Raw genomic sequence first — 23,653 nt, 5'->3', positions numbered from 1 at the left:
CCGGGTCAGCGCTTGCGCTTCTCCCGGACCCGCTGCTGGATCACGATGGGGGTGCCCACGAAGCCGAACTCCTCGCGCAGCCGGCGCTCGATGAACCGCTCGTACGAGGCGTCCAGCTTGCCGCTGGTGAACAGGACGAAGACCGGCGGAGCGGTGCCCGCCTGGGTGCCGAAGAGGATCTTGGCCTGCTTGCCGCTGCGCACCGGGTGCGGGTGCTCTGCGACCAAGCGACCCAGGAAGTTGTTGAGGGCCCCGGTGCCGATGCGGGTCTCCCAGCCGGCGAGAGCCTTCTCCAGCGCCGGCACCAGGCGGTCGATGTGCCAACCGGTCCGCGCGGTGATGTTGATCCGCGGAGCCCACTGCACCTGCACGAGGTCACGCTCGATCTCGCGCTCGAGGTAGTAGCGCCGCTCGGCGTCGACCAGGTCCCACTTGTTGAAGGCGATGACCATGGCCCGGCCAGCGTCGCGGACCGTCTGGATGATCCGCATGTCCTGCTCGGACACGCTCTGCCCGCCGTCGAGCACGAGCACGGCGACCTCAGCGCGGTCGATGGCGGTCGTGGTGCGCAGGGACGCGTAGTACTCGTGCCCTGACGCCTCCTTGACCCGCTTGCGGATGCCGGCGGTGTCGATGAAGCGCCACTGCTTGCCACCGAGCTCGATCAGCTCGTCGACGGGGTCCACGGTGGTCCCGGCGACGTTGTCGACGACCACACGCTCCTCCCCCGCGAGCTTGTTGAGCAGCGAGGACTTGCCGACGTTCGGCTTGCCGACGATGGCGATGCGGCGCGGTCCGCCGACCTCGTTGAGCCGCTCCGGCGGCGCCTCGGGCAGTGCCTCCAGGATGGCGTCGAGCATGTCGCCGCTGCCACGTCCGTGCAGAGCCGAGACCGGCACCGGCTCGCCCAGGCCCAGGTTCCAAAGACCGTAGGCCTCGGCCTCGGTGCGCTGGTCGTCGACCTTGTTGGCGGCCAGCACGACGGGCTTGCCCGACTTGCGCAGCACCTTCACCACGCCCTCGTCGGCATCGGTGATGCCGACCGTGGCGTCGACGACGAAGAGCACGGCGTCGGCCAGGCTCACCGCCACCTCGGCCTGTCCGGCGATCCGCTCCGCGAGCCCACGAGCGTCGGGGTCCCAGCCACCGGTGTCGACCACGGTGAAAGCGCGGCCGTTCCAGTTCGCGTCGTAGGAGACGCGGTCGCGGGTCACGCCGGGCCGGTCCTCGACGACTGCCTCACGGCGGCCGATGATCCGGTTGACCAGCGTGGACTTGCCCACGTTGGGGCGGCCGACGACGGCCAGGATGGGCACGGGACCGGACGTCGTGTCGACGTCCTGAGGCTCGCTCATGGTGTTCCTCGCTTCACGAACCCGGTATCGGGGTCATTATCTGTGGCTCTGTCTGATTCGCTGTCTGTCTTGCCGGCCGGGAGGGGTCCCGGCAGGGCACGCCCGGTGAGGGCGCAGGCACGGTCCAGCTCGCCGCGCATGTGCTCAAGGAGCAACGCCGAGGCGTGCAGGACTTGTTCCCGTCTCCGGGGCCAGGGCTGCTGCTGGACCTGCCAGCTGGAGCCGAAGACGATGTCGACGCGGTCGCCCCGCGGGGGCAGAGCGCTGCTGGCGGCGCCGGCCGGGCGGGTGCCGAGGAACGTCACCGGCACCACGGGTGCTCCCGTCACCAGCGCCAGGTAGGCGGCGCCGTGATGGAACCGACTCAGGTCGCCCGCGCCGCGCTTGCCCTCGGGGAAGATGCCGACCACGCCGTCCTCGCGCAGCACCCGCAGACAGGTGCGGATGGCGCGAGGATCGGGGTCGAAGCGGTTGAGCGGGATCTGGCCCGAGCGGAGCAGCAGCCGCCCGGCACGCCCGGTGAACATCTCGTGCTTGGTCAGGGCGTGCACGGGACGCGGGGAGAACGCGGCGAGGAGTGGGCCGTCCAACGCCCCGATGTGGTTGGCCGCCAGCAGGGCCGGGCCGTGCGTCGGCAGGTGCGACTCGCCCGCCACCCGTACGTCGTACCGCTGGCGGACCACCGCACGCACCAGCGGGCGCAGCCGGTGGAGCATCTGCCGGGGCGGGTGCCGCTCGCTGCTCCGGGGCAGCTCGGCATGGATCATGCCGGGTCCTCCACCACCTGGACCAGGGCGACGACCTGGTCGATGACCTCGTCCAGGGTGTACGAGGTGGTGTCGATGTGGACGGCGCCCTCCGGCATCACCAGCGGCGCCGTGGCCCGGGTGGAGTCGATGGCATCACGTGCCAGCAGCGAGGCCTGAGTCGCACCCACGTCGGAGCCACCCTCCTCGAGCACCCGCCGGGACGCGCGCGCGGCGGGGTCGGCGGTGAGGTAGACCTTGACCTGGGCGTCCGGGGCGACGACGGAGCCGATGTCGCGGCCCTCCACCACGATCCCACCGGCGCCGATGATCTCGCGCTGCAGCTCGAGCAGCCGGGCACGCACCTGCGGGACCGCGCTGACCGGGCTCACCGCGCCGGTGACGTCCGCCCCGCGGATCGCCTGGGCCACGTCGACGCCGTCCACGGTGATCCCGGGGGCGGCTGGGTCGGTGCCCGAGACGATGACGGGCTCCTGGGCGCGAGCTGCGACGGCAGCCGGGTCGTCGATCGCCACGCCTTCGCGGAGCATCCACCAGGCGATCCCCCGGAACATGGCGCCGGTGTCGAGGTAGCGCAGGCCCAGGCGCGCCGCGACACCCCGGGAGGTGCTCGACTTGCCCGACCCCGAGGGTCCGTCGATGGCGACCACGAGGCCGGGGGGAACTGCGGGGGTGGTGCTCACCGGAAGGGCTCCTTGCTGAACGTTGCTCGGCGCCCGCAGCCTACCTGTGGGTCACCCAGCCACGGGATTCCAGAGTGTCCAGCAGGTGCTGGGAACGCCCCTCGTCGACCAGCAGCTCCACCTGCCCCACCTCACGCCCGGGATCGTGGTCGATGCGGACGTCCTCGATGTTGACCTCGCTGGCCCCGGCGTCGGCGAACAGGCGTGCCAGCTCGCCGGGATGGTCGGGGACCGCGACGAAGACGGCGACCATCGCGCGGGTGGGCGCCCCGTGCTTGCCGGGGATGGCCTGGGTGCCCCGCACCCCGCGCGCCAGGACGTCGTGCAGGGCGGTGCGCTCCCCCGCGTCGACGGCAGCGATCAGCACGTCCAGCTGCTCCCGGACCTCGCCCAGCACCTCGAGCACGGCAGGCGCGTTGGCGGTGACGATCTGCTCCCACAGGGACGGGTCGCTGCCCGCGATCCGCGTCACGTCCCGCACTCCCTGGCCGGACAGCGCCAGGTCCCGTGGGGGTACGCCGGCGAGCCGTCCGGCGACCAGCACGGCGGCGAGGTGGGGCAGGTGTGAGGTCCGGGCCACCGCCCGGTCGTGCTCGGCCGCCTCCAGCTCCAGCGGCACTGCCCCGCAGAGCTCGGCGAGGCCTCGCACCAGTGCCGTGGCTGAGGGCGCGGCAGCGGCGTGCGGGACCACGGCCCAAGGACGGCCGTCGAACAGCGACGCCGAGGCGGCCAGCGGGCCGGAGCGCTCGCTCCCGGCCATCGGGTGACTGCCGACGTAGCGGGCGGCCTCGTGCTCGGCCACGGCGGCGAGCACGTGGGCCAGGGGCTGCGACTTGATGCTGCCGACGTCGGTGACCACGGCGTCGCTCGCGGTCAGGGCGGACACGATCTCCTCCCCCAGCCGGTCCGGCGGAACCGCCACGACCACGAGCTGGGGGCGATCGGCAGGGACCCTGGGGCGTCCGGCGCCGAGTCCCGACGCGGTGCGCACGTGCTCGGAGGAGACGTCGGTCAGGAGCACCTCGACACCGGCCCGGCGACAGGCCAGCGCGATCGAGGTGCCGACCAGTCCGGTGCCGATGATCTCCACGGGCCCGGTGGGGGCCGTCGAAGCCACGGTCACGAAGGTTCGCCGCCCGCGACCTCGCGCACCCGCGCCAGGTCACGGCGCAGGCCAGCCGCGCCGTGCAGGTAGATGTGGGTGACGTCGGCGCGCGGCAGGTCGGTCTCGACGTGCGCCATCATCCGGACCACCCGAGGCATGGAGCCGGCGATCTCGAGCTCGCGGGCGCACATCAGGGGGACGTCGTCGAAGCCCAGCTGGCGCGCCGCGTACGCCGGGAACTCCGCCACGAGGTCGCTGGTGGAGGTGAACAGGATGGAGATGAAGTCGTCGACGGTGAGCCCGTTGGCCCCCATCACCTCGCGCACCATCTCGGAGACCCGCTCATGCATGTGCTCCTTGGTGTCCTGGTCCAACTGGGTGGCTCCGCGCACCGCCCGCACCCTCACAGCACTCTCCTCGCTCACTCGTCGTCCGGCGAGGGGTCGCCGAACGGTCCGGGCAACCATAGTTGGCGCGCTCCGGTCACAGCTGCACGCTGTCCAGCAACGCACCCAGCTCCTCGCGGCTGAGCGGCCGCAGCTGGCCCATCGGCAGCCGGCCGAGCTCCACGGGGCCGAACTTCGTCCTGGTCAGCCGCAGCACCGGGTGACCGACCTCGTCGAGCAGCCGTCGCACGATCCGGTTCCGACCCTCGTGGATCACCAGCTCGACGATGGTGCGGCCCTTGGCTCCGCCACGGCCGGCCTCCACGACCTTCACCTGGGAGACCGTCACCGGGCCGTCCTCCAGCGTCACCCCGTCGCGCAGGCGCTGGAGGGTGGCGCGGGAGACGTCGCCCTGGACCTCGGCGACGTAGGTCTTGTCCACCTCGTACGACGGGTGGGCCATGCGGTGGGCGAAGTCGCCGTCGTTGGTGAGCAGCAGCAGGCCGGAGGTGTCGGTGTCGAGCCGGCCGACGTGGAAGAGCCGCTCGGAGCGGTGCGCGACCACGTCGCCGAGGCTGCGGCGCCCTTCCGGGTCCGACATGGTGGACACCACCCCGCGCGGCTTGTTGAGCACCAGGTAGACGTGTGCCGAGACCGGCGGCAGCCGACGACCCTCGACGCGGATGACCGCGGTCCGCGGGTCCACCTTGGTGCCGAGCCGGGTGACGACCTCGCCGTCGACCTCGACCTGGCCGTCGAGCATCAGCTCCTCGCACTTGCGGCGGGACGCCACTCCGGACTGTGCCAGCAGCTTCTGCAGCCGGACCAGGCCGTCCGCGTCCGTCTCGACCTCGCGGCCGGCATCGCCCCTCTCCTGGTCGCTCACGAGACCTCAGTCCCCCCGTCGGGCTCGGTGCCGTCACCGCTGTGCGGCGCGTGGTGCTCCGGCGCTTGGTGCTCCGGTGCCTGGTGCTCCGGGGCCGGGTTGGTGGCCCCAGGTCCGCTGGGGGACCCGGGCGATCCCGCCGAGGCGGCCGCCAGCTCTTCCTCCATGTCGTCCATGTCCGGCAGGTACGGCGCGAGCTCGGGGAGGTCGTGGAGGCTGGTGATGCCGATGCGCTCCAGGAAGTAGCTGGTCGTGCGGTACAGGTGGGCCCCGGAGGTCTCGTCCGAGCCGGCCTCCTCCACGAGGCCGCGCGCGAGCAGGGTGCGCATGACGCCGTCCACGCTGACGCCCCGGATGGCCGAGACCCGAGCCCGGGAGACGGGCTGCTTGTAGGCCACCACCGCGAGGGTCTCCAGCGCCGCCTGGGTCAGGCGCGCCTGCTGCCCCTCGAGCACGAACGCCTCGACCACTCCCGCGTACTCCTCGCGGGTGTAGAACCGCCAGCCACCGGCGACGTTGCGCAGCTCGAAGCCGCGCCCCTGGTCGGTGTACTCCTGGGCCAGTGACGCCAGAGCCTGGGAGACGGCCTCGACGGGGTGCCCGACGGCCGAGGCCAGCGAGACGCGGTCCAGGGGCTGGTCGGAGACCATCAAGATGGCCTCCAGCGCGGGCCGCAGCTCGGCCACGGCGACGTCGAGCGTCTCCGGCTGGTCCTGGGGAGTGGGGTCCTGGGCAGCGTGGTCCGGGGGCTCCTGCCCCGCGGTGACCTGCTCCTGGCTCATCGGTCCTCTTCCTGCTCTCCGGCGGAGGGATCTGCCTCCGGCGGCATCTCGGTGGTCGAAGCCTCGGTCGAGGCCTCAGGTGGGGCCTCAGGTGGGGCCCCGTCGAACTCGTCGTGGATCTCGACGGTGCCGTCCTCGGCGCCGGTCCAGCGCACGGTCAGCTCCCCCAGCGGTGTGACCTGGTCGAAGGAGACCACCCCCTCGCGGAACAGCTCGAGCAGCGACAGGAACCGGGCGACGGTGGTCAACGTGTCCGGGGAGTCGCCGCAAAGTGCCCGGAAGGTCATCGTGCCCGAACGCCGCAGCCGCTCCACGACCAGGTTGCCCTGCTCCCGCACGCTGACGGTGGTGGTGTGGATGTGGTCGAGGGAGACCTCGAGGACCGGCCGGGGCTCCATCGCCTTGGCGGCGAGCCGGGCGAACTGGTCCAGCCCGATCCCGATCAGCACCTCCGGCAGCAGCGTGGCGAAGCGCTCCTCCAACCCCACCGCCCGGGGGTGGCGCCGGGACTCGTCGGCCAACCGCCGCTCGAACACCCCGGCGACCAGCTTGAACGCGCGGTACTGGAGCAGCCGGGCGAAGAGCAGGTCGCGAGCCTCCAGCAGCGCCAGGTCCTCCTCGTCCTCCACGTCGCCCGAGGGCAGCAGCCGCGCGGCCTTGAGGTCCAGCAGGGTCGAGGCGACGAGCAGGAACGAGGTGGTCTGCTCCAGGTCCCAGACCGGTCCGCCGGCCTTGACGAAGGCGATGAACTCGTCGGTGACCGTGGACAGGGAGACCTCGGTGATGTCCAGCTTGTGCTTGGCGATCAGCGACAGCAGGAGGTCGAAGGGCCCCTCGAAGTTGTCGAGCCTGACCGCGAACCCCGCAGCCGCAACGGCTCCGGGATCGACCGCGGCGCTCTGGGTCATCCCTCGCTCAGCCGTCGCACCAGGGCGCTGTCCTCGCCGTGGGCCTCGAGGTCGGCCAGGATCAGCGCGACCGCCTCACGCACGATGCGACCCCGGTCCACCGCCAGACCGTGCTTGCTGCGCAGCGACAGGCGGGCGTGCTCGAGCTCGATCAGCTCGTCCGAGGTGACGTAGACCGTCATCTTCTCGTCGTGCCGGACCCGGCCGCTGGTACGACGCTTGCCGCCCTTGTCCTCGGGCGGCGCAACGGCCCGGACGGTCGACTCCTCGTCGCCCTCACCCGTGGGACGGAAGAGGTCGTCTGCAGCGGGCAGGCTCACCCGTCGCGCCACCGGGCGAGCACCTCCCGGGCGAGCGATCGGTAGTGGTCGGCTCCGGTGGAGCTCGAGGCGTAGGTGGTGATCGGCTCACCGGCCACGGTGGAGTCGGAGAACTTCACCGTGCGGCGGATCACGGTGTGGAAGACGGTGTCCCCCCAGGCCGAGACCAGCCGGTCCATCACCTCGCGGCTGTGCAGGGTGCGACCGTCGAACATGGTGCCCAGCACCCCGTCGATGTGCAGCTTGGGGTTGAGCCGCTCACGGACCTTGTCGATGGTCGTCTTGAGCAGCGCCACGCCGCGCAGCGCGAAGTACTCGCACTCCAGCGGCACGATGACGCCGTCGGAGGCGGTCAGGGCGTTCACGGTGAGCAGGCCGAGCGAAGGCTGGCAGTCGATGAGGATCACGTCGTACTGGTCCAGCGCCGGCGCCAGCACCCGCTGCAGGGTCTGCTCGCGGGCGACCTCGTGCACCAGCTGCACCTCGGCGGCCGAGAGGTCGATGTTGGAGGGCAGCAGGTCCATGCCCGGCACTCCGGAGGGCACCACCACGTCGTCCAGCTCGACGTCCCGCTCCATGAGCAGGTTGTAGACGGTGAACTCCATCTCGTGCGGGTTGAGCCCCAGGCCGACCGAGAGCGAGCCCTGGGGGTCGAAGTCCACCAGCAGCACCTTGCGGCCGTACTCGGCGAGGGAGGCTCCCAGGTTGATCGTGGTGGTGGTCTTGCCGACGCCACCCTTCTGGTTGCACATCGAGACCACGCGCGCCCGCCGCGGCCCGGTGACCGGGTCGGGCTCGGGGAACGTCGGCATCGGACGGCCGGTGGGACCGTTGGCCACCTCCGGGACCAGCGCGGCGCTGGTCGGCATGGGGAACGGGATGGGGTCGCTCACTCGGGTCTCGTCTCCGGGGGACGTGTGCGGGAGGGTCTTCTGGCTGGCGGTGCTGTGGGAGGGGGCCGGGCGGTGGACCAAGGGTGGCACCTGTCCTGCGGTGCTGCCGGAGGTTCCAGCGACGGATCCGTCACCATTCATGCGCAGCTCCCACTGTTTGTCGACTCGACGACTTCTCGCCTTCTCCGCGCGACTCTAGGCCCCGGTCTTCCCCAGCCACAAGGCGACTCGGCGAAACCCCCAGCCGTGCCCCGCGACCTGTGCACGAGGTCACGGTCACCGCGCACAGGACACGACGCGGTGTGGACGAGGTTGCGGCAGCCGCGTCATCCGTCGAACCGGCGCATCGACGCGACCGCCAGGACCAGTTCCCCGGCCTCGTCGGTGGCGTCACAGTCCACCACGCCCTCGATGACCCAGTCCCGGTGTCCCTCGGGGTCGGCCAGCACCTGGACCACCCGGCGTACCCGGGCGCGCTCGTCCTCGCCCGCGCCCACCGGCTCGCCCTGCTGCTCCGGCCCCACCTGCAGGTACGACGGCCCGCGGGCGTCGGCGTCGATGCCCACCGTGTCGTGCTCGGCGTAGTACTCCTCGAGCGCCTCGTCCCACCGCGAGCGGGTCATCACGACCTGTCGTGGCGGGTCCACCCGGTCCGCGGCGTCGCGCTCCAGCCGCATCAAGGCGTCCAGGTCGTCCCGGGCCACCGCGACCACCCGGGCGAACATGGCGTTGCGCACCATCACCGTCAGCGCACGCTCCTGCTTGGACAGCGGGCGCGGGTGGTGCGGCGGCTCGTGGTGCGAGACCTCGGTGGGCACGTGGTCGGGGTGGCCCAGGGCCTCCCACTCGTCGAGCAGGGAGGAGTCGGTCTGGCGCACCGTCTCCCCCAGCCACTCCAGCAGGTCGTCCAGCTCGGGGGTGCGGTGCGCCTCGGGCACGGTCTGGCGCAAGGTCCGGTAGGCGTCGGTGAGGTAGCGCAGCACGAGTCCCTCGGACCGCGCGAGCTGGTAGCGGCCCACGAAGTCGGTGAAGCCCATCCCCTGCTCGTACATCTCCCGCACCACCGACTTGGGCGAGAGTGCCTCCTCGGGCAACCAGGGGTGGGTCTGGCGGTACATCTCGAAGGTCACCTCGAGCAGCTCGGCGAGCGGCTGGGGCCAGGTGACCTGCTCCAGCAGCTGCATCCGTTCGTCGTACTCGATGCCGTCGGCCTTCATCTCGTTGATCGCCACCCCCCGGGCGGCGTGCTGCTGGGCGAACAGCACCTGGCGAGGCGCCTCCAGCACGGCCTCGATCACCGAGACGATGTCCAGGGTGTACGTCGGCGACTCGGGGTCCAGCACGTCGAGTGCGGCCAGCGCGAAGTGCGACAGCGGCTGGTTCAGTGCGAAGTCCAGCGGCAGGTCGACGGTGATCACGTAGCGGCGACCGAACTCGTCCGGCTCGTCCAGCCGGGTGAGCACCCCGGTCCTGACCAGGCTGCGGGCCAGCCGGAGCGCACGACGCGAGAGGCGCAGCTGGGCCCGGCGGTCCTCGTGGTTGTCGGTGAGCAGGCGCCGCAGCACCGGGAACGCGTCCTCCTCGCGAGCCACCACGTTGAGCAGCATCGCGTTGTCGACCTTCATCCGCGAGACCAGCGGCTCGGGACGGGACTCGACGAGCTTGTCAAAAGTCTGCTCGGTCCAGACCACGGTGCCCTCGGGCGGCTTCTTCAGCTGCGGCTTGCTCTTGCGCTTCGCCTGCTTCTCGGCGCTCATCGCGGCGTTCTTCGCCTCCGACTTGGCCTTCGCGCGCTCGTTCTCGATGACGTGCTCAGGAGCCTGCACCACGACGAACCCTGCGGTGTCGTAGCCGGCCCGGCCCGCGCGCCCGGCGATCTGCAGGAACTCCCGGCTGCGCAGGATCCGCTGCCGCTGGCCGTCGAACTTGGCCAGCCCGGTGAAGAGCACCGTGCGGATCGGCACGTTGATCCCCACGCCCAGGGTGTCGGTCCCGCAGATCACCCGGAGCAGACCGGCCTGGGCCAGCTGCTCCACCAGGCGGCGGTACTTCGGGAGCATCCCGGCGTGGTGCACCCCGATGCCCTGCCGCAGCAGCTGGGCCAGGGTCTTGCCGAAGCCCGCGGAGAAGCGGAAGCTCGCCAGCCGCTCGCGCAGCGCGTCGACCTGCTCGGCATCCTTGAGCTTGGCCAGGCCGCCCTTGAGCAGCGACGTGGCGTGCTCGACGGCCGCCGCCTGGGTGAAGTGCACGACGTAGACCGGGGACTGGTGGGTGCTCACCAGCTCCTCCAGCGTCTCGTCCAGCGGCGTCAGCGCCCAGCTGAAGTCCAGCGGCACCGGACGCTCGGCGTCGTCGATGACCACGGTGTCCCGACCGTTGCGGCCGGTGAGGTCCTTCGCGATCGGCGTGACGTCGCCCAGCGTCGCCGACATCAGCAGGAACTGCGCCTGGGGAAGCTCCAGCAGCGGCACCTGCCAGGCCCAGCCCCGCTCGGGATCGCCGTAGTAGTGGAACTCGTCCATCACCACCAGGCCCACGTCGGCCTGCCGCCCCTCGCGCAGGGCGATGTTGGCCAGCACCTCCGCGGTGCAGCAGATCACCGGCGCGTCCGGGTTGACGCTGGCGTCACCGGTCAGCATGCCCACGTTGTCAGCGCCGAGGGTCTCGCACAGGGCGAAGAACTTCTCGCTCACCAGGGCCTTGATCGGGGCGGTGTAGAACGACACCTGGTCGCTCGCCAGCGCTGCCACGTGGGCGGCGAAGGCGACCAGCGACTTGCCCGAGCCCGTCGGGGTCGCCAGCACCACGTTGTTGCCCGCCAGCAGCTCCATCACCGCCTCGTCCTGGTGCGGGTAGAGCTCCAGGCCGTTGTCGGCCGCCCAGGCGGTGAAGGCGTCGTACAGGGCGTCGGGACCGGTGACGCCGTCCCACCATGCGCCGGCCATCAGGCTCGCGCCCTGGGGTGTGCGGTGGCGAAGACCTCGCGCAGGTTGTCCACCGTGACCAGGGTGTAGACCTGGGTGGTGGTCACCGAGGCGTGACCGAGCAGCTCCTGAACCACGCGCACGTCGGCGCCTCCGTCGATCAGGTGGGTGGCGAACGAGTGACGCAGCGTGTGCGGGGAGACGTCGCGGGTCACCCCGGCCCGGTCGGCGGCCTTGGCGAGCACCGCCCAGGCGCTCTGCCGCGACAGTCGCCCGCCCCGGGAGTTGAGGAATACCGCGGGGGTGCCGCGGCCCTGGGCGACCAGGCCCGGGCGCGCGCGGGTGAGGTAGGTCTGGACCGCCTCGACGGCGTAGGACCCCACCGGCACCAGTCGCTCCTTGGAGCCCTTGCCGCGCAGCAGCACGGTCCCGTCCTGCAGGTCGAGGTCGTCCACGTCCAGCCCGACGGCCTCGGAGATGCGGGCCCCGGTGCCGTAGAGGACCTCCAGCAGGGCCCGGTCCCGGGCGGCCAGCGGCGTGCCCGCGGCGCCGGAAGCCTCCAGGATCGCCTCCACGTCGGAGAGGGGCAGGGCCTTGGGCAGGCGCTTGGCCGGGGTCGGGGGCCGCACCGAGGCGGCGGGGTCAATGGTGGTCAGCCCGTCGCGCACCGCGAACTTGTGGAAGCCCCTCACGGCCACCACGGTCCTCGCGGCGGAGGCAGCCCCCAGCGGGGGGTGCTCGGCGTCCCCCTCGCGCAGCCTGACCAGGAAGTCCGAGACCGTCGACTCCGAGATGCCGTCCAGCCGGTCGATGCCCTCCTGGTCGAGGTGTCCGGCGTACCGGCGCAGGTCGCGGCGGTACGACGACAGCGTGTTGGCGGCCAGTCCGCGCTCCACCGAGAGGTGGTCGAGGTAGGTCCGGATGGCGCGCGTCAGCTCGGAGGTGCTCACCTGTGCTCGCTCAGTCCAGCACGGATTCGGGGGCCACGGCGTCCAGGCCCAGGGCCCGGCCGACCGCGGCATTGGTGAGGAGCCCGGCATGGGTGTTCAGGCCGAGCGCGAGCGCTGGGTCCTCCCGGGACGCCTGCTGCCAGCCCTGGTCGGCCAGCCGCACCGCGTAGGGCAGGGTCGCGTTGGTCAGCGCGTACGTCGAGGTGTTCGGCACCGCGCCGGGCATGTTCGCCACGCAGTAGAACGTCGAGGCGTGCACCTGGTACGTCGGGTCGCTGTGCGTGGTCGGGTGGGTGTCGGCGAAGCACCCGCCCTGGTCCACCGCGATGTCCACGAGCACGGACCCGGGCTTCATCGCGGCGACCAGCTCGTTGCTCACCAGCTTGGGGGCTGCGGCTCCGGCGACCAGCACGGCGCCGATCACCAGGTCCGCCGCCAGCACCTGCTGCTGGATGGACAGCTCGGACGAGGCGAGTCCGTGCACCCGGTTGTCGTAGCGCCAGAACGAGAGCCGCAGCTTGTCCAGGTCGGTGTCGAGCAGGGTCACGTCCGCGCCCATGCCCAGCGCGATGTTGGCGGCGTTCTGTCCCGCGACCCCGGCGCCCAGGACGACCACCTTGGCGTTCGCCACGCCGCCCACTCCGCCCATCAGCACGCCGCGTCCCCCCTCGCCACGCATCAGGGCGTGGGCACCGACCTGGGGCGCGAGACAGCCCGCGACCTCCGACATCGGGTAGAGCAGCGGGAGCGCGCCGGAGGCCAGCTGCACGGTCTCGTAGGCGACCGCCGTGACGCGACGCTCGATCAGCTCGCGGGTGAGCGCGGGATCGGCCGCCAGGTGGAGGTAGGTGAAGAGCACCTGTCCCTCACGCAGCAGCGGGTACTCGCTGGACACGGGCTCCTTGACCTTCAGTATCAGGTCGGCGGTGCCCCAGACGTCCTCGGCGGTGTCCAGGATGCGCGCCCCGGCGCCGAGGTAGTCCTCGTCGCTGACCAGGGACCCCAGACCTGCCCCGGACTCGACGAAGACCTCGTGGCCGTGTCGGACGAGCTCGTGCGTACCGAGAGGAGTGAGAGCCACCCGGTACTCGTGGTCCTTGACTTCCTTGGGAACGCCGATCCTCATCTGACCCACCCTTCGCGAGCAGCGGAGCTGGTTGCGTCGCCGCTCACAACCTATCCCGGCGCTTGAGCGCGTCATAGGCCAGGACAGCCTGGACCAGGGGGCCCTGCCGCACGCGTCCGGCGAGCACGGCGTCCAGCAGATCCTCGAAGGGCACCCAGAACGGGTGCATCTCCGCCTCCTCGTGCTTCAGCTCGAAGTCACCCCGGGGCGAGGGGCTCAGGTCACGGGCCAGGAAGATCTCGTGCACCTCGTCGGTGATCCCGGCGGACGGGAAGGTGCTGAGCAGCTGCACCCAGGACTGCGCAGCGAGCTCCGCCTCCTCGCGCAGCTCGCGCTTGGCGGTCTCCAGCGGCGGCTCGTCACCGGCGTCACGCAGGCCGGCCGGGAGCTCGACGAACTCGAAGCCGGAGGTGTGCCGGTACTGGCGCAGGCAGAATACGCGCTCGTCGTCGTCCAGCGCCATCACGATCACCGCACCCGGGTGCTCCACCGAGAGCCGGGCGAAACGCTCGTCGGGGTGGTCCGGCCGGGTGATGACGTCCTCGCGGACCACCACCACCCAGGCGTCGCGGTGGACCTCACGGGACTCCACGACCGGCCAGCGCATGGGGAGGTCCGTGACCTCCTCATGCTGATCTGTCATCGGTCCTCGGCTGCGTCGTCGTCGATCGGGATCTCGAGCTCCTTCTGACGTGCGATGGCCGCCTTGACCAGTCCGGCGAAGAGCGGGTGCGGCCGGGTGGGCCGGGACTTCAGCTCCGGGTGGGCCTGGGTGGCCACGTAGTAGGGGTGGACCTCCCGGGGCAGCTCCACGAACTCGACGAGGCCGAGGTCGGGGTTGGTGCCGGAGAAGACCAGACCCGCGGCGGTGAGCTGCTCGACGTAGGCGTTGTTCACCTCGTAGCGGTGGCGGTGCCGCTCCTCGACGCGTTCGCTGCCGTAGACCTCACGCACCACCGAGCCGGGAGCCAGCACGGCCGGGTAGGAACCCAGGCGCATGGTGCCGCCCAGGTCACCGGCGCCCTCGACGAACGACTTCTGCTCCTCCATGGTGGCGATCACGGGCTCGGGGACCTGGGGGTCGAACTCGGTGGAGCCCGCCTTCTCCAGCCCCGCGACGTTGCGCGCGTACTCGATCACCATGCACTGCAGGCCCAGGCACAGTCCCAGCGTGGGGATGCCCTGGGTACGGGCGTAGGTGAGGGCGCCGAGCTTGCCCTCGAGACCGCGGATCCCGAAGCCGCCGGGGACGCAGATGGCGTCGACGTCGTGCAGGTTCTTGGCGGCGCCCGCCGGGGTGGCGCACTCGTCACTGGCGATCCAGCGCAGCCGCACCTTGGCCTCGTGGGCGAAGCCGCCCGCGCGCAGCGCCTCGGCGACGGAGAGGTAGGCGTCGGGCAGGTCGATGTACTTGCCGACCAGGGCGACGGTGACCTCCTCCTTGGGGTGGTGCACGCGGCGCAGCAGGTCGTCCCAGCGGCTCCAGTCCACGTCCCGGAAGGGCAGGTCGAGACGGCGCACCACGTAGGCGTCGAGGCCCTCGCGGTGCAGCACCTTGGGGATGTCGTAGATCGAGGCCGCGTCGGCGCAGGTGATGACGGCCTCGTCCTCCACGTCGCACATCAGCGCGATCTTGCGCTTGATGCCGTTGGGGAGGTCTCGGTCCGCCCGACACACGATGGCGTCCGGCTGGATGCCGATGGAGCGCAGCGCGGCGACCGAGTGCTGGGTCGGCTTCGTCTTCAGCTCCCCCGACGGTCCGATGTAGGGCACCAGTGAGACGTGGATGAAGAAGACGTTCTCCCGGCCGATCTCGTGCCGCACCTGACGTGCGGCCTCCAGGAACGGCAGCGACTCGATGTCGCCGACGGTGCCGCCCACCTCGGTGATGACCAGGTCGATGTCCGGCCCGCCCATGGCGAGGATCCGGTCCTTGATCTCGTTGGTGATGTGCGGGATGACCTGCACGGTGTCGCCCAGGTAGTCGCCACGGCGCTCCTTGGCGATCACGCTGGAGTAGACCTGACCCGTGGTCACGTTGGCGATCGCGGAGAGGTCGGTGTCCAGGAAGCGCTCGTAGTGACCGATGTCGAGGTCGGTCTCTGCGCCGTCGTTGGTGACGAAGACCTCCCCGTGCTGGAACGGGTTCATCGTCCCCGGGTCCACATTGAGGTAGGGGTCGAGCTTCTGCATCGTCACGCGGAGCCCGCGTGCCTTCAACAGGCTGCCCAGGCTGGAGGCGGTCAGCCCCTTGCCGAGGGAGGAGACTACGCCTCCGGTTACGAATACATGCTTGGTCGGCGTCGGGTTCCTCACGGGGTTCCATGCTACCCGAGGGGAAGCGCTCCGTCCGCACCCGACGCTCCGAAGGCTCCGCCCTGGGTGGTCAGGGACCGGGCCAGACCGACCACGGTCGCCACCTGGCCGGCGGGCGTCTCGACGCCGTCCACGGAGGCCGCGGTCCCCAGCGCTGCGTCGGCGCGGAGCACAGCGAGCTGGTCCTTGCCGTCGGAGCTCTCCCCGGCGACCACGACGCCGAGCGCCGCCTGACCGAGGCCACGGACCAGGCCGGCGAGGATGTCGTCGCCCCCGTCACCGTCGACCTCGTCGCCCAGCACGACCAGGACGAGGGGGGCCCGGCGCTCCGTGGCGGGTACCTCCGGGAGCAGGTCGGCACCGCGCATGCCCTCGAGCACCGCGAGGGTCTCGGAGCTCGTGCCGGCACCCTCGGGCGCCTTGGTGGACAGCGAGAAGCCCAGCAGCTGTCCCATCCGCTCGTACGTCGTCGCCTCGGCGGCCACGGTCCCCTTCGGCAGCTGCGCCGCGAGCTGGCTGCCCAGGGTGTCGACCAGCGACTTCTGCTGCGAGCTGACCATCGGGTCCCCCAGGGCCTGGGTGGTGACGACCGAGCCGCCGGCGGCCGCCACCTGCTCCACGAGGGCGGAGACGACCTGCTCGTCGGCCCCGGGCAGGGTCACGACCGCCACCTCCCGCTCCGCGAGCCGACCGGCGTACAGGCTGGTGGCGGCGGTCTCGGCGAACCTGTCGCCGAAGTCCGACTTCTGCTCGCTGCGCTGGGCGGCGGCTCGCAGCTGCGTCACCTCCGCGTCCGTGTCACCGTCGCGGCCCACCTCCGCGAGCGGTCCCCCACCGAGCACCACGCCGACGGCGAGGGCTAGGAAGACCGACACGAGGGTCACGACATGGGTCCGGAACGAGATCACGAGAGCTTCCCCTGCAGGTAGTCGATGAGGTCACCGGAGCCGTGGAGGAGGCTGTCGCCCCACTCCTGGCCCACCGGTGTGGTGCCGATCGCCGCGACCAGGGCCAGCAGCCCGGCCACGAGCACGACGGCCAGGTGGCGCGGTCGCACCCGGCCCGAGTAGAGCGTGGGCACCGCGGTGGCGTCGACCAGCCGAGGTCCCACCTTGAGCCTGGTCAGGTAGGTGCTGGCCAGCCCGGCACGCTGACGGTCCAGGAACTCGGCGAGGGTGGCGTGCATCCCCACCCCGATGATCACCGACGCATGGCCGGCGTCGGCCACGATGAGGGCCGCGTCCTCCGTGGTCGCGGACGTCTCCAGGCGCAGCGGCTGGATGCCGAGCCGCTCGAACCGCTCGGTGACCACGCGCGGGGCGCCGCGGTCCACCCGCACGATCACGTCCTTGGCCGCCCGCAGGACCGCCGGGGAGGGGATCTCGTCCTCGCTGGAGGAGGCGGAGAGCACCACGACGTCGGCGGTGAACCCGGCTTCCGCGAGCGCGTCGGCGCCGCGGTCGACACCGATCAGCACAGGACGCTGCTCGGCGATGAAGGCGCGGACGCTCTTCAGCTCGGCGGCGTGCTCGTACCCGGGCACCACCACGACGACGGGCCGGTCCGCCAGCACCGTGGCGGGCCGAGGCACCCCCTCGCCGTGCAGCAGCAGGTCCTGCTCGCGCCGGAGGAACTCACTGCTGTTGTGGGTGAAGCTGGCCAGCTGGTGTCCCAGCCCGGCGCGAGCGTCCTCGAGCTGCTCCGCGATCTGCTCCGCACCGACCTCTCGGCCGGTGACCACGACGTCGTCGGCCAGGTGCACCTGTCCGTCGAGCACCCGGACCGCGGCTCCGTCCCGGATCAGCGAGAAGGCCTCGGGCCCGAGCTGGTCGATCATCTGCACTCCGGCGTCGGCCAGCACCTGCGGGCCGAGGTTCGGATAGCGCCCGGAGATCATCGCGGTGGCGTTGAGCACCGCTGTCACCCCCGAGTCCACCAGCGTCTGGGCGGTCCCCCGGTCGAGGTCGACGTGGTCGATGAGCGCCAGGTCGCCTTCGCGGAGCCGGGACAGCAGCGCCCGGGTACGGCGATCCACCCTGACGGTCCCGATGACGCCGGGCAGAACGGGGGCTGGACGTGACTTCGTGGCGAACTTCATGGCTCGTCCATGGTGTCAGCCGGGACCGGCCAATTTCGGGACATGCCTGCCTTCAGCGAGTCGCCTGGCGGGCGTTCTCCATGAGCTCACGGGCGTGCGCGAGCGCAGTGTCGGAGTCGTCGAGGCCGGCGAGCATCCGGGACAGCTCGCGCTCCCGCTCGTCCTCGCTCAGCGTGGTGAGACCGGAGGTGGTGACCGACCCGTCGCTGGCCTTGGCGACGACGATGTGGCGGTCCGCGAAGGCCGCCACCTGTGGCAGGTGGGTGACCACCAGCACCTGGGCCGAGCGCGCCAGCTCTGCCAGCCGTCGACCGATCTCGATCGCCGCTTTGCCGCCCACCCCGGAGTCGACCTCGTCGAAGACGAACGTCGGCACCGAGTTGGTGCCCGCCAGGGCGACCTCCACGGCCAGCATCACGCGGGAGAGCTCACCTCCGGAGGCGCCCTTGTCGAGCGGGCGGGGGCTCATCCCCGCGTTGGCCGCCAGCAGCAGCTCCACCTCGTCCAGCCCGGTGGCGGAGTAGCGCAGCCAACGTCCGTCGACCGGCAGGGGGCCGCTGTCCTCCCCGGTCCGGGCGGCCTCGTGCTGGCTCACCACGACGTCCAGCGTCGCGTGCGGCATCGCCAGCAGGGTGAGCTCTGCGGTCACCTCCTCCGCCAGGCGGGCCGCGGCTTCGGCTCGAGCCGCGGAGAGCGCCGAGCCGGTGCTGGCGAGCTCGGCCCGCAGCGTCGCTCGCTGCTCGCGCAGCTCCACCACGCGATCGTCGGTGTCCTCCAGCTCCAGCAGCCGCCGGGCCGAATCCCCCGACCAGGCCAGCACCTGCTCGATGGTGTCGCCGTACTTGCGGGTCAGCCCCGTCAGGGCTGCCCTCCGCTCGCTGACCGCGGCCAGCCTCAGTGGGTCGATGTCCAGCTTCGAGGCGTACGACGCCACGTCGGCGGCAAGGTCGGAGAGCAGGTAGCTGAGCTCACCCAGCCGGTCGGCGAGCCCGCCCGCCTCCGGGTCGTGCTCGCGCACGGCGTCCAGGGAGGCACGTGCCTGTGACGCCGCGCCCAGGGCGTCGGGGGCGTCCTGGTCACTGGACAGCGCCTCGCGGGCCCGTTCGGCGGCGGTCCGCAGGGTGTCGGCGTACCCCAGCCGAGACTCCTCGGCAGCCAGCTCGACATCCTCGCCGGGGTAGGGATCGGCCGCCTCGATCTCCGCCAGGGCGAAGCGCAGCTGGTCGGCCTCCCGGGCCCGCTCACGAGCGGAGTTGACCACCTCGTCGAGCTCGCGCTCCACCGCGGTCAGGGCGGCGTACCGCGCCGTGTAGGCCTCCAGCAGCTCGGCGAGGACGGGACCGCCGAAACGGTCCAGCGCCTCCCTCTGGGCCGAGGGCCGAAGCAGCCGATGCTGGTCCGACTGTCCGTGCACCGCGACCAGCGGCTCGGTCAGGGACGCCAGACGGGCCGCCGGCACGCCGGCACCGCCCACCCAGGCGCGAGAGCGCCCCTCCGCGGAGATGTTGCGCGCCAGCACCACCCGCCCGTCCTCGACCTCGCCACCGGCCTCGATCACCAGGTCGGCGAAGTCGGGCAGGTCCGAGGTCGCCACCACCCCCTCGACCCGTGCCGCGTTGGCGCCCCGCCGCACGGCGCCGCTGTCGGAGCGACCGCCCAGCAGCAGCCCCAGCGCGGTCACGACCATGGTCTTGCCGGCACCGGTCTCACCGGTGATCACGGTGAAGCCGGGCCCGAGCTCCAGGGTGGAGTCCTCGATGACCCCCAGCGAGCTGATCCTGATCTCCTCAAACATCGGCTTGGCCCTGCGCCGCGGAGCTCGACCCGTTCTCGATCGAGGCGTCGCCGTTCTCCCGGCGCCGCCTCTCCGCCGCTCCGCGCCAGCCTTCGACGGGCAGGTCGAACTTGGCCACGAGTCGGTCGGTGAAGGGGGCCTGGTGGAGTCTCACGAGGCGGACCGGGTGGGCGCCACGACGCACCTCGATGCGGGCTCCCGGTGCGAGGTCGACGGTCCTGCGCCCGTCGCACCAGAGCACCCCGGCTCCCTCGGTCCCGGCCAGCACCTCCACCGCCAGCACCGAGGTGGGCGCCACCACCATGGGCCGCGCGAACAGCGCGTGGGCGCTGATCGGGACCATCAGCAACGCCTCGACGCCCGGCCACACGATGGGGCCTCCGGCGCTGAAGTTGTAGGCGGTCGATCCGGTGGGGGTGGAGCAGACCACGCCGTCGCAGCCCCAGCGGGACAGCGGACGCCCGTCGACCTCGATCACCACCTCGAGCATGCGCTTGCGGGCGGCCTTCTCCACGCTCGCCTCGTTGAGGGCGAAGGTGCTGGCCACCAGCTCCTTGTCCTGGTAGACCCGCACGTCGATGGTGAGCCGGTCCTCGAGGGTGTAGCGCCGCTGCACCACCGCTTCGATGGTCGAGTCGACGTCGTCCACCTCGGCCTCGGCGAGGAAGCCGACGTGCCCCAGGTTGACCCCGAGGAGCGGGGTGCCGCTGCCGTGGGTGATCTCAGCGGCCCGCAGGATGGTGCCGTCCCCACCGAGGACCACCGCGACCTCGCAGCCCTCGCCCGCGCCGCGGGCGTCGGCGAGGACCTCGATGGCGGGCTCGAAGAGGTGGGGCTCCAGGCCGAGGTCGGCCGCCTCGTCCGCCAGCAGGCGGACGACCAGACCCTGCTCGGTGAGCGCCTTGACGAACGACAGGGCGACGTCTCGCGCCTCCTGTCGCCCGGTGTGGGCCAGCAGGAGCACGCGACGCACGGCAGCGGGGGCTTCAGTCACGGCGCAAGCCTCTCACCCGCCACCCCCAGTCCTGCGCTGCGTTCGACTTCGGCGCGGATGCTGTCCTCGCCGATCACCGGCTCCCCCGCTCGGAGCAGGAGGAAGAACTCCACGTTCCCCGAGGGGCCGGGCAGCGGGCTGGTGACGACGGCGCCGGTGCCCCACCCGCGGGCCTGGGCTGCCGCCGCGACCGCTGAGACCGCCTCGGTCCGCAGCGCGAGGTCGCGTACCACCCCACCCTTGCCCACACGGTCCTTGCCCACCTCGAACTGGGGCTTGACCATCAGCACCAGCTCGCCGTCGGGCGCCGTGACGGAGATCAACGCGTCGAGCACCAGTCGCAGCGAGATGAAGGACAGGTCTCCGACCACCAGGTCGACCGGGTCGCCGACGACGTCCAGGCTGAGATCTCGCACGTTGGTGCGGTCGTGCACGATCACCCGCGGGTCCTGGCGCAGGCGCCAGACGAGCTGCCCGTAGCCGACGTCGACCGCAACCACCTCGCGCGCACCGGCCTGGAGCAGGACGTCGGTGAAGCCGCCCGTGGACGCGCCGGCGTCGAGGCAGCGCTTGCCCGCGGCGTCGACGCCGTGCGGGGCGAAGGCCTCCAGCGCCCCTGCCAGCTTGTGCCCGCCCCGGGAGGCGAACTCCGGCTGGTCGGGGTCCTCGGTGACCACCAGGGCGACATCGGTGGTGACTCCGGTGGCGGCCTTGGTGGCAACAGCGCCGGAGACCTTGACGCGTCCCTGAGCGATGAGCGTGCTCGCGTGCTCCCGGGAGCGCGCCAGCCCACGGCGCACCAGCTCCTGGTCGAGCCTGAGTCGGCGCGGCGGCACGGACTCAGAGTCCCCGGGGAGTGCTGGTCTCGGAGTCCAGGGCGCGCCGCAGCGCCTCGTGCGCCCGCTCGAACACCGCCACCTGCTCGGCAACGGGCAGGGAACCCACCGCCTCCACCTGGTCGAGCACGGCGTCCACCTCGGGTACGCCCGTCCGCTCGGAGGCGGCCCGGTGCTGCTGCTCACCGTCCCGGTCCGACAAGGGCTCTCCGGCGTACTCGCTCATGGCAGACAAGGCTACCTGTCGGTCCGGCCGTCGCAGGCCGGTGGAGTGAGCTGCTCGATCCCGGCCGGCACACCTGTCGCGTCGAGGTGGTCCCAGGCCGCTACCGCCGCCACCCGCCACCAGTCCGCCTCGCTGCCGGAGCCCGCCACGACCAGCGCCCCGGCATCGTCGACGTGCCCGTGCCAGCCTCCGAGCTCCACGCGGTCCGAGACGTGTCGCGGGACCGGGTGAGGCGCGAAGACTCCCTGCAGAGTCGGGTAGATGTACGTCGGCCGGGACGACTCGGGCGCCGAGACGAGCTCGCTGAGCCCGGTGACACCGGTCAGCACGAGGAGCGAGGGATATCCCGCGACCCGCGCACCCTCGATGTCGGTGTCCAACCGGTCACCGACCATGATCGGCCGGTCGCCGCCGACCCTCGCCACAGTCTCGTCCAGCAACGGACGGGCGGGTTTGCCTGCGACCACCGGCTGCACCCCGGCGAACTCCGCCAGGGTCCGCACCAGGGTGCCGTGCCCCGGCGCCAGACCGTACGCCGTGGGGATGGTGGCATCGGTGTTGCTGGCGATCCAGGGAAGTCCGTCACGGATGCGGACTGCCGAACGCATGATGTGCCGCCACAGGACGTCCGGGCCGTAGCCGGTCACCAGGGCCACCACCTCACCGTCCTCGACGTCCTGGACCGGCTCGAGGTCGGCAGCCCTCAGGGCCACCTCCAGGCCGGGTCCCCCCAGCATCAGCACCCGGGCCCGGGGACCGAAGCGCGTGCGCAGGAGCGAGGCCGCGGCCTGCGCCGAGGTGACCACGTCCTCCGCGCTCGCGGCCACACCCAGCGCGGTGAGGCGTTCGGCCACCTGGGCAGCAGGTCTGGCAGCGTTGTTGGTGACGAAGGCGACGTGGCACCCTGCCTCGCGCAACCGGAGGATCTCCTCCGGTACGCCGGGCACCGCGGCTCCCTCGATGTAGACCACACCGTCGAGGTCCAGCATGAACAGGTCGTGCTGTGCGGCCAGCGGGCCGGTCGACTGCTGCAGCATGTGTCCACGTCCTTTGGTCCCAGCGGGGAGGGCCCGCCTACGATGCTCCGATGCACACCCGCGACGGGGACACGGAGCTCTCCCAGGAACTGGAGAGCGTCCCACCCTCGCCCGCCCGGCCAGCGCGGCTGCACCCGTTCCGGGGGCTACGTCTCGCGCCGGCCAAGGTGGCCGACCCGTCCGCGGCACGTGCCCTGGCGCGACCCTATCGCGAGGTGGCCCGGCGACTGGCCAGCTGGCAGTCCGAGGGCCTCATGGAGCTCGACGACGCCCCTGCCCTCTACCTGCACGAGTACACGGTGCACGGCATCACGATCCGCGGGCTCGTGGGGGCTCTCGACCTCAGCACCCGGGCAACGACGCTGGAGGAGAGTGCCGTCCTGCCCCACGAGGACATCCACTTCGCCCAGGCCGGCGACCTGGCCTCCCGGATGTATGAGATGGGACTCGATCCGGCCCCGATCCTGTTGGTCCATCGAGGACCGACCGAGATCAGGAGCTTGATCCGGGACACCGCTGACAGCCTGCCGGACCACGAGTTCCGCGACGGCGCCGGACAGGAGCACCGGATCTGGGCGCTCAGAGACACCCGCCAGCTCCAGACCATCGCCCACAGTCTTGCGGACAGCACGCTGCTCATCGCCGACGGCCATCACCGGTACGCCGCCTACCTGGAGCTGCAGGAGGCCCGTCGCCCAGGGTGGGACCGCGGGCTCGCGATGGTCGTGGACCAGGAGGACACCCCCCTGTTCCTGGGAGCGATCCACCGGGTCCTGCATCAGGTCCGACTGGACGCGGTGGCTCAGGCCGCCGCCGCCACGGGACGCGTCACTTGGAACGGGGACCGGATGTCGGCCTTGGCCAAGCTGGGTCCCCGCTCGGCGGTCGCCACGGACGGAGAGTCGTGGTTGAGCATCGAGTGGAGCCTGGACTCCGAGCAGCTCTCCCCGCTGGAGCACCTGCACGGGGACGTGCTGCCGAGGCTTCGGTCCCGGGCCGCCGCTCACGGTGCCTCGGGCGACGCCTCATCACCCCGCCTGAGCTACCACCACTCCGTGGACAGCGCGCTCGAGGGGCTCCACGGCCAGCACGTGGCCGTGCTGCTGCCGGCCCCCGACTTCGAGCTGGTGAACCGCACCGTGCAGGGAGGACGGCTGCTTCCGGAGAAGGCGACGTCCTTCCAGCCCAAGCCCAGTCTCGGCGTCATCATGCGCCCGGTCCCCCACACCGGGGACTGACCACGATTGCGAGTGGGACTGTAGGTGA

The 23,653-nt window shown here is 71.7% G+C and carries 23 protein-coding genes; 1 reads left to right on the top strand and 22 read right to left on the bottom strand.

Annotated elements, in window-relative coordinates:
• Positions 1-5 precede the first annotated feature (5 nt).
• From der to C5H89_RS06895, 22 genes are all read right to left on the bottom strand, one after another.
• Entirely contained in the window at positions 6-1,355 is a 1,350-nt protein-coding gene (gene der / locus C5H89_RS07000) for a ribosome biogenesis GTPase Der (protein WP_104106323.1), read from the bottom strand.
• Positions 1,352-2,122 (bottom strand): lysophospholipid acyltransferase family protein, encoded by a 771-nt coding sequence (locus C5H89_RS06995; RefSeq protein ID WP_104106322.1) that lies wholly within the window; start codon positions 2,120-2,122, stop codon positions 1,352-1,354. The genes der and C5H89_RS06995 overlap by 4 nt, the downstream gene beginning before the upstream one ends.
• A complete protein-coding gene (gene cmk, locus C5H89_RS06990) occupies positions 2,119-2,805 on the bottom strand; it encodes a (d)CMP kinase (protein WP_104106321.1) in 687 nt (228 codons plus the stop codon). Before cmk ends, C5H89_RS06995 begins: the two co-directional genes overlap by 4 nt.
• 40 nt (positions 2,806-2,845) lie before the next feature.
• Complete coding sequence (locus C5H89_RS06985; protein WP_240181749.1) at positions 2,846-3,922, bottom strand: prephenate dehydrogenase; 1,077 nt, start codon at positions 3,920-3,922, stop codon at positions 2,846-2,848.
• A gap of 2 nt (positions 3,923-3,924) precedes the next feature.
• The gene (gene aroH / locus C5H89_RS06980) at positions 3,925-4,302 is read right to left on the bottom strand and encodes a chorismate mutase (protein ID WP_240181748.1); all 378 of its coding nucleotides are present in this window, start codon (positions 4,300-4,302) and stop codon (positions 3,925-3,927) included.
• A gap of 91 nt (positions 4,303-4,393) precedes the next feature.
• Entirely contained in the window at positions 4,394-5,182 is a 789-nt protein-coding gene (locus C5H89_RS06975; protein ID WP_104106319.1) for a pseudouridine synthase, read from the bottom strand.
• Entirely contained in the window at positions 5,179-5,964 is a 786-nt protein-coding gene (gene scpB / locus C5H89_RS06970) for an SMC-Scp complex subunit ScpB (RefSeq protein ID WP_104106318.1), read from the bottom strand. Before scpB ends, C5H89_RS06975 begins: the two co-directional genes overlap by 4 nt.
• Positions 5,961-6,872, bottom strand: coding sequence for a segregation/condensation protein A (locus C5H89_RS06965; RefSeq protein ID WP_104106317.1), 912 nt, complete (start codon positions 6,870-6,872; stop codon positions 5,961-5,963). The genes scpB and C5H89_RS06965 overlap by 4 nt, the downstream gene beginning before the upstream one ends.
• Complete coding sequence (locus tag C5H89_RS06960; RefSeq protein ID WP_104106316.1) at positions 6,869-7,204, bottom strand: hypothetical protein; 336 nt, start codon at positions 7,202-7,204, stop codon at positions 6,869-6,871. The genes C5H89_RS06965 and C5H89_RS06960 overlap by 4 nt, the downstream gene beginning before the upstream one ends.
• Positions 7,189-8,061, bottom strand: a complete 873-nt coding sequence (locus C5H89_RS06955) for a ParA family protein (protein ID WP_104106816.1) — start codon at positions 8,059-8,061, stop codon at positions 7,189-7,191. The genes C5H89_RS06960 and C5H89_RS06955 overlap by 16 nt, the downstream gene beginning before the upstream one ends.
• Before the next feature lie 350 nt (positions 8,062-8,411).
• Positions 8,412-11,030 carry a DEAD/DEAH box helicase gene (locus tag C5H89_RS06950; protein ID WP_104106315.1) on the bottom strand — a complete coding sequence of 873 codons (2,619 nt, stop codon included), beginning with the start codon at positions 11,028-11,030 and terminating at the stop codon, positions 8,412-8,414.
• Positions 11,030-11,959, bottom strand: coding sequence for a site-specific tyrosine recombinase XerD (gene xerD, locus C5H89_RS06945; RefSeq protein WP_240181747.1), 930 nt, complete (start codon positions 11,957-11,959; stop codon positions 11,030-11,032). The genes C5H89_RS06950 and xerD overlap by 1 nt, the downstream gene beginning before the upstream one ends.
• A gap of 10 nt (positions 11,960-11,969) precedes the next feature.
• Positions 11,970-13,085, bottom strand: coding sequence for an alanine dehydrogenase (ald, locus tag C5H89_RS06940; RefSeq protein WP_104106313.1), 1,116 nt, complete (start codon positions 13,083-13,085; stop codon positions 11,970-11,972).
• 43 nt (positions 13,086-13,128) lie between these two features.
• Positions 13,129-13,728, bottom strand: a complete 600-nt coding sequence (locus C5H89_RS06935) for an NUDIX hydrolase (protein ID WP_104106312.1) — start codon at positions 13,726-13,728, stop codon at positions 13,129-13,131.
• Complete coding sequence (locus tag C5H89_RS06930) at positions 13,725-15,401, bottom strand: CTP synthase (RefSeq protein ID WP_104106311.1); 1,677 nt, start codon at positions 15,399-15,401, stop codon at positions 13,725-13,727. The genes C5H89_RS06935 and C5H89_RS06930 overlap by 4 nt, the downstream gene beginning before the upstream one ends.
• A gap of 11 nt (positions 15,402-15,412) precedes the next feature.
• Positions 15,413-16,309 (bottom strand): copper transporter, encoded by an 897-nt coding sequence (locus C5H89_RS06925; protein ID WP_104106310.1) that lies wholly within the window; start codon positions 16,307-16,309, stop codon positions 15,413-15,415.
• Positions 16,306-17,499, bottom strand: a complete 1,194-nt coding sequence (gene steA / locus C5H89_RS06920; RefSeq protein WP_104106309.1) for a putative cytokinetic ring protein SteA — start codon at positions 17,497-17,499, stop codon at positions 16,306-16,308. Before steA ends, C5H89_RS06925 begins: the two co-directional genes overlap by 4 nt.
• Positions 17,500-17,551: 52 nt before the next feature.
• Positions 17,552-19,294: a DNA repair protein RecN gene (gene recN, locus C5H89_RS06915; RefSeq protein ID WP_104106308.1), complete on the bottom strand. Its 1,743-nt coding sequence runs from the start codon at positions 19,292-19,294 to the stop codon at positions 17,552-17,554.
• The gene (locus C5H89_RS06910) at positions 19,287-20,288 is read right to left on the bottom strand and encodes an NAD kinase (protein ID WP_104106307.1); all 1,002 of its coding nucleotides are present in this window, start codon (positions 20,286-20,288) and stop codon (positions 19,287-19,289) included. The genes recN and C5H89_RS06910 overlap by 8 nt, the downstream gene beginning before the upstream one ends.
• Positions 20,285-21,124 carry a TlyA family RNA methyltransferase gene (locus C5H89_RS06905; protein WP_104106306.1) on the bottom strand — a complete coding sequence of 280 codons (840 nt, stop codon included), beginning with the start codon at positions 21,122-21,124 and terminating at the stop codon, positions 20,285-20,287. Before C5H89_RS06905 ends, C5H89_RS06910 begins: the two co-directional genes overlap by 4 nt.
• Before the next feature lie 4 nt (positions 21,125-21,128).
• Positions 21,129-21,350: a hypothetical protein gene (locus tag C5H89_RS06900; protein ID WP_104106305.1), complete on the bottom strand. Its 222-nt coding sequence runs from the start codon at positions 21,348-21,350 to the stop codon at positions 21,129-21,131.
• An 11-nt stretch (positions 21,351-21,361) separates the two neighbouring features.
• The gene (locus C5H89_RS06895; protein ID WP_240181746.1) at positions 21,362-22,387 is read right to left on the bottom strand and encodes an HAD-IIA family hydrolase; all 1,026 of its coding nucleotides are present in this window, start codon (positions 22,385-22,387) and stop codon (positions 21,362-21,364) included.
• A gap of 50 nt (positions 22,388-22,437) precedes the next feature.
• Between C5H89_RS06895 and C5H89_RS06890 the strand changes: the two genes are divergently transcribed.
• Entirely contained in the window at positions 22,438-23,625 is a 1,188-nt protein-coding gene (locus tag C5H89_RS06890; RefSeq protein WP_104106304.1) for a DUF1015 family protein, read from the top strand.
• The last annotated feature ends 28 nt before the right edge of the window (positions 23,626-23,653 follow it).

The sequence above is a fragment of the Nocardioides sp. 616 genome (genome assembly GCF_002930065.1).
Lineage (GTDB): Bacteria > Actinomycetota > Actinomycetes > Propionibacteriales > Nocardioidaceae > Nocardioides > Nocardioides houyundeii.
The sequence above is the reverse complement of the archived record's forward strand: the minus strand, read 5'-3'. Positions and strand labels throughout refer to the sequence as shown.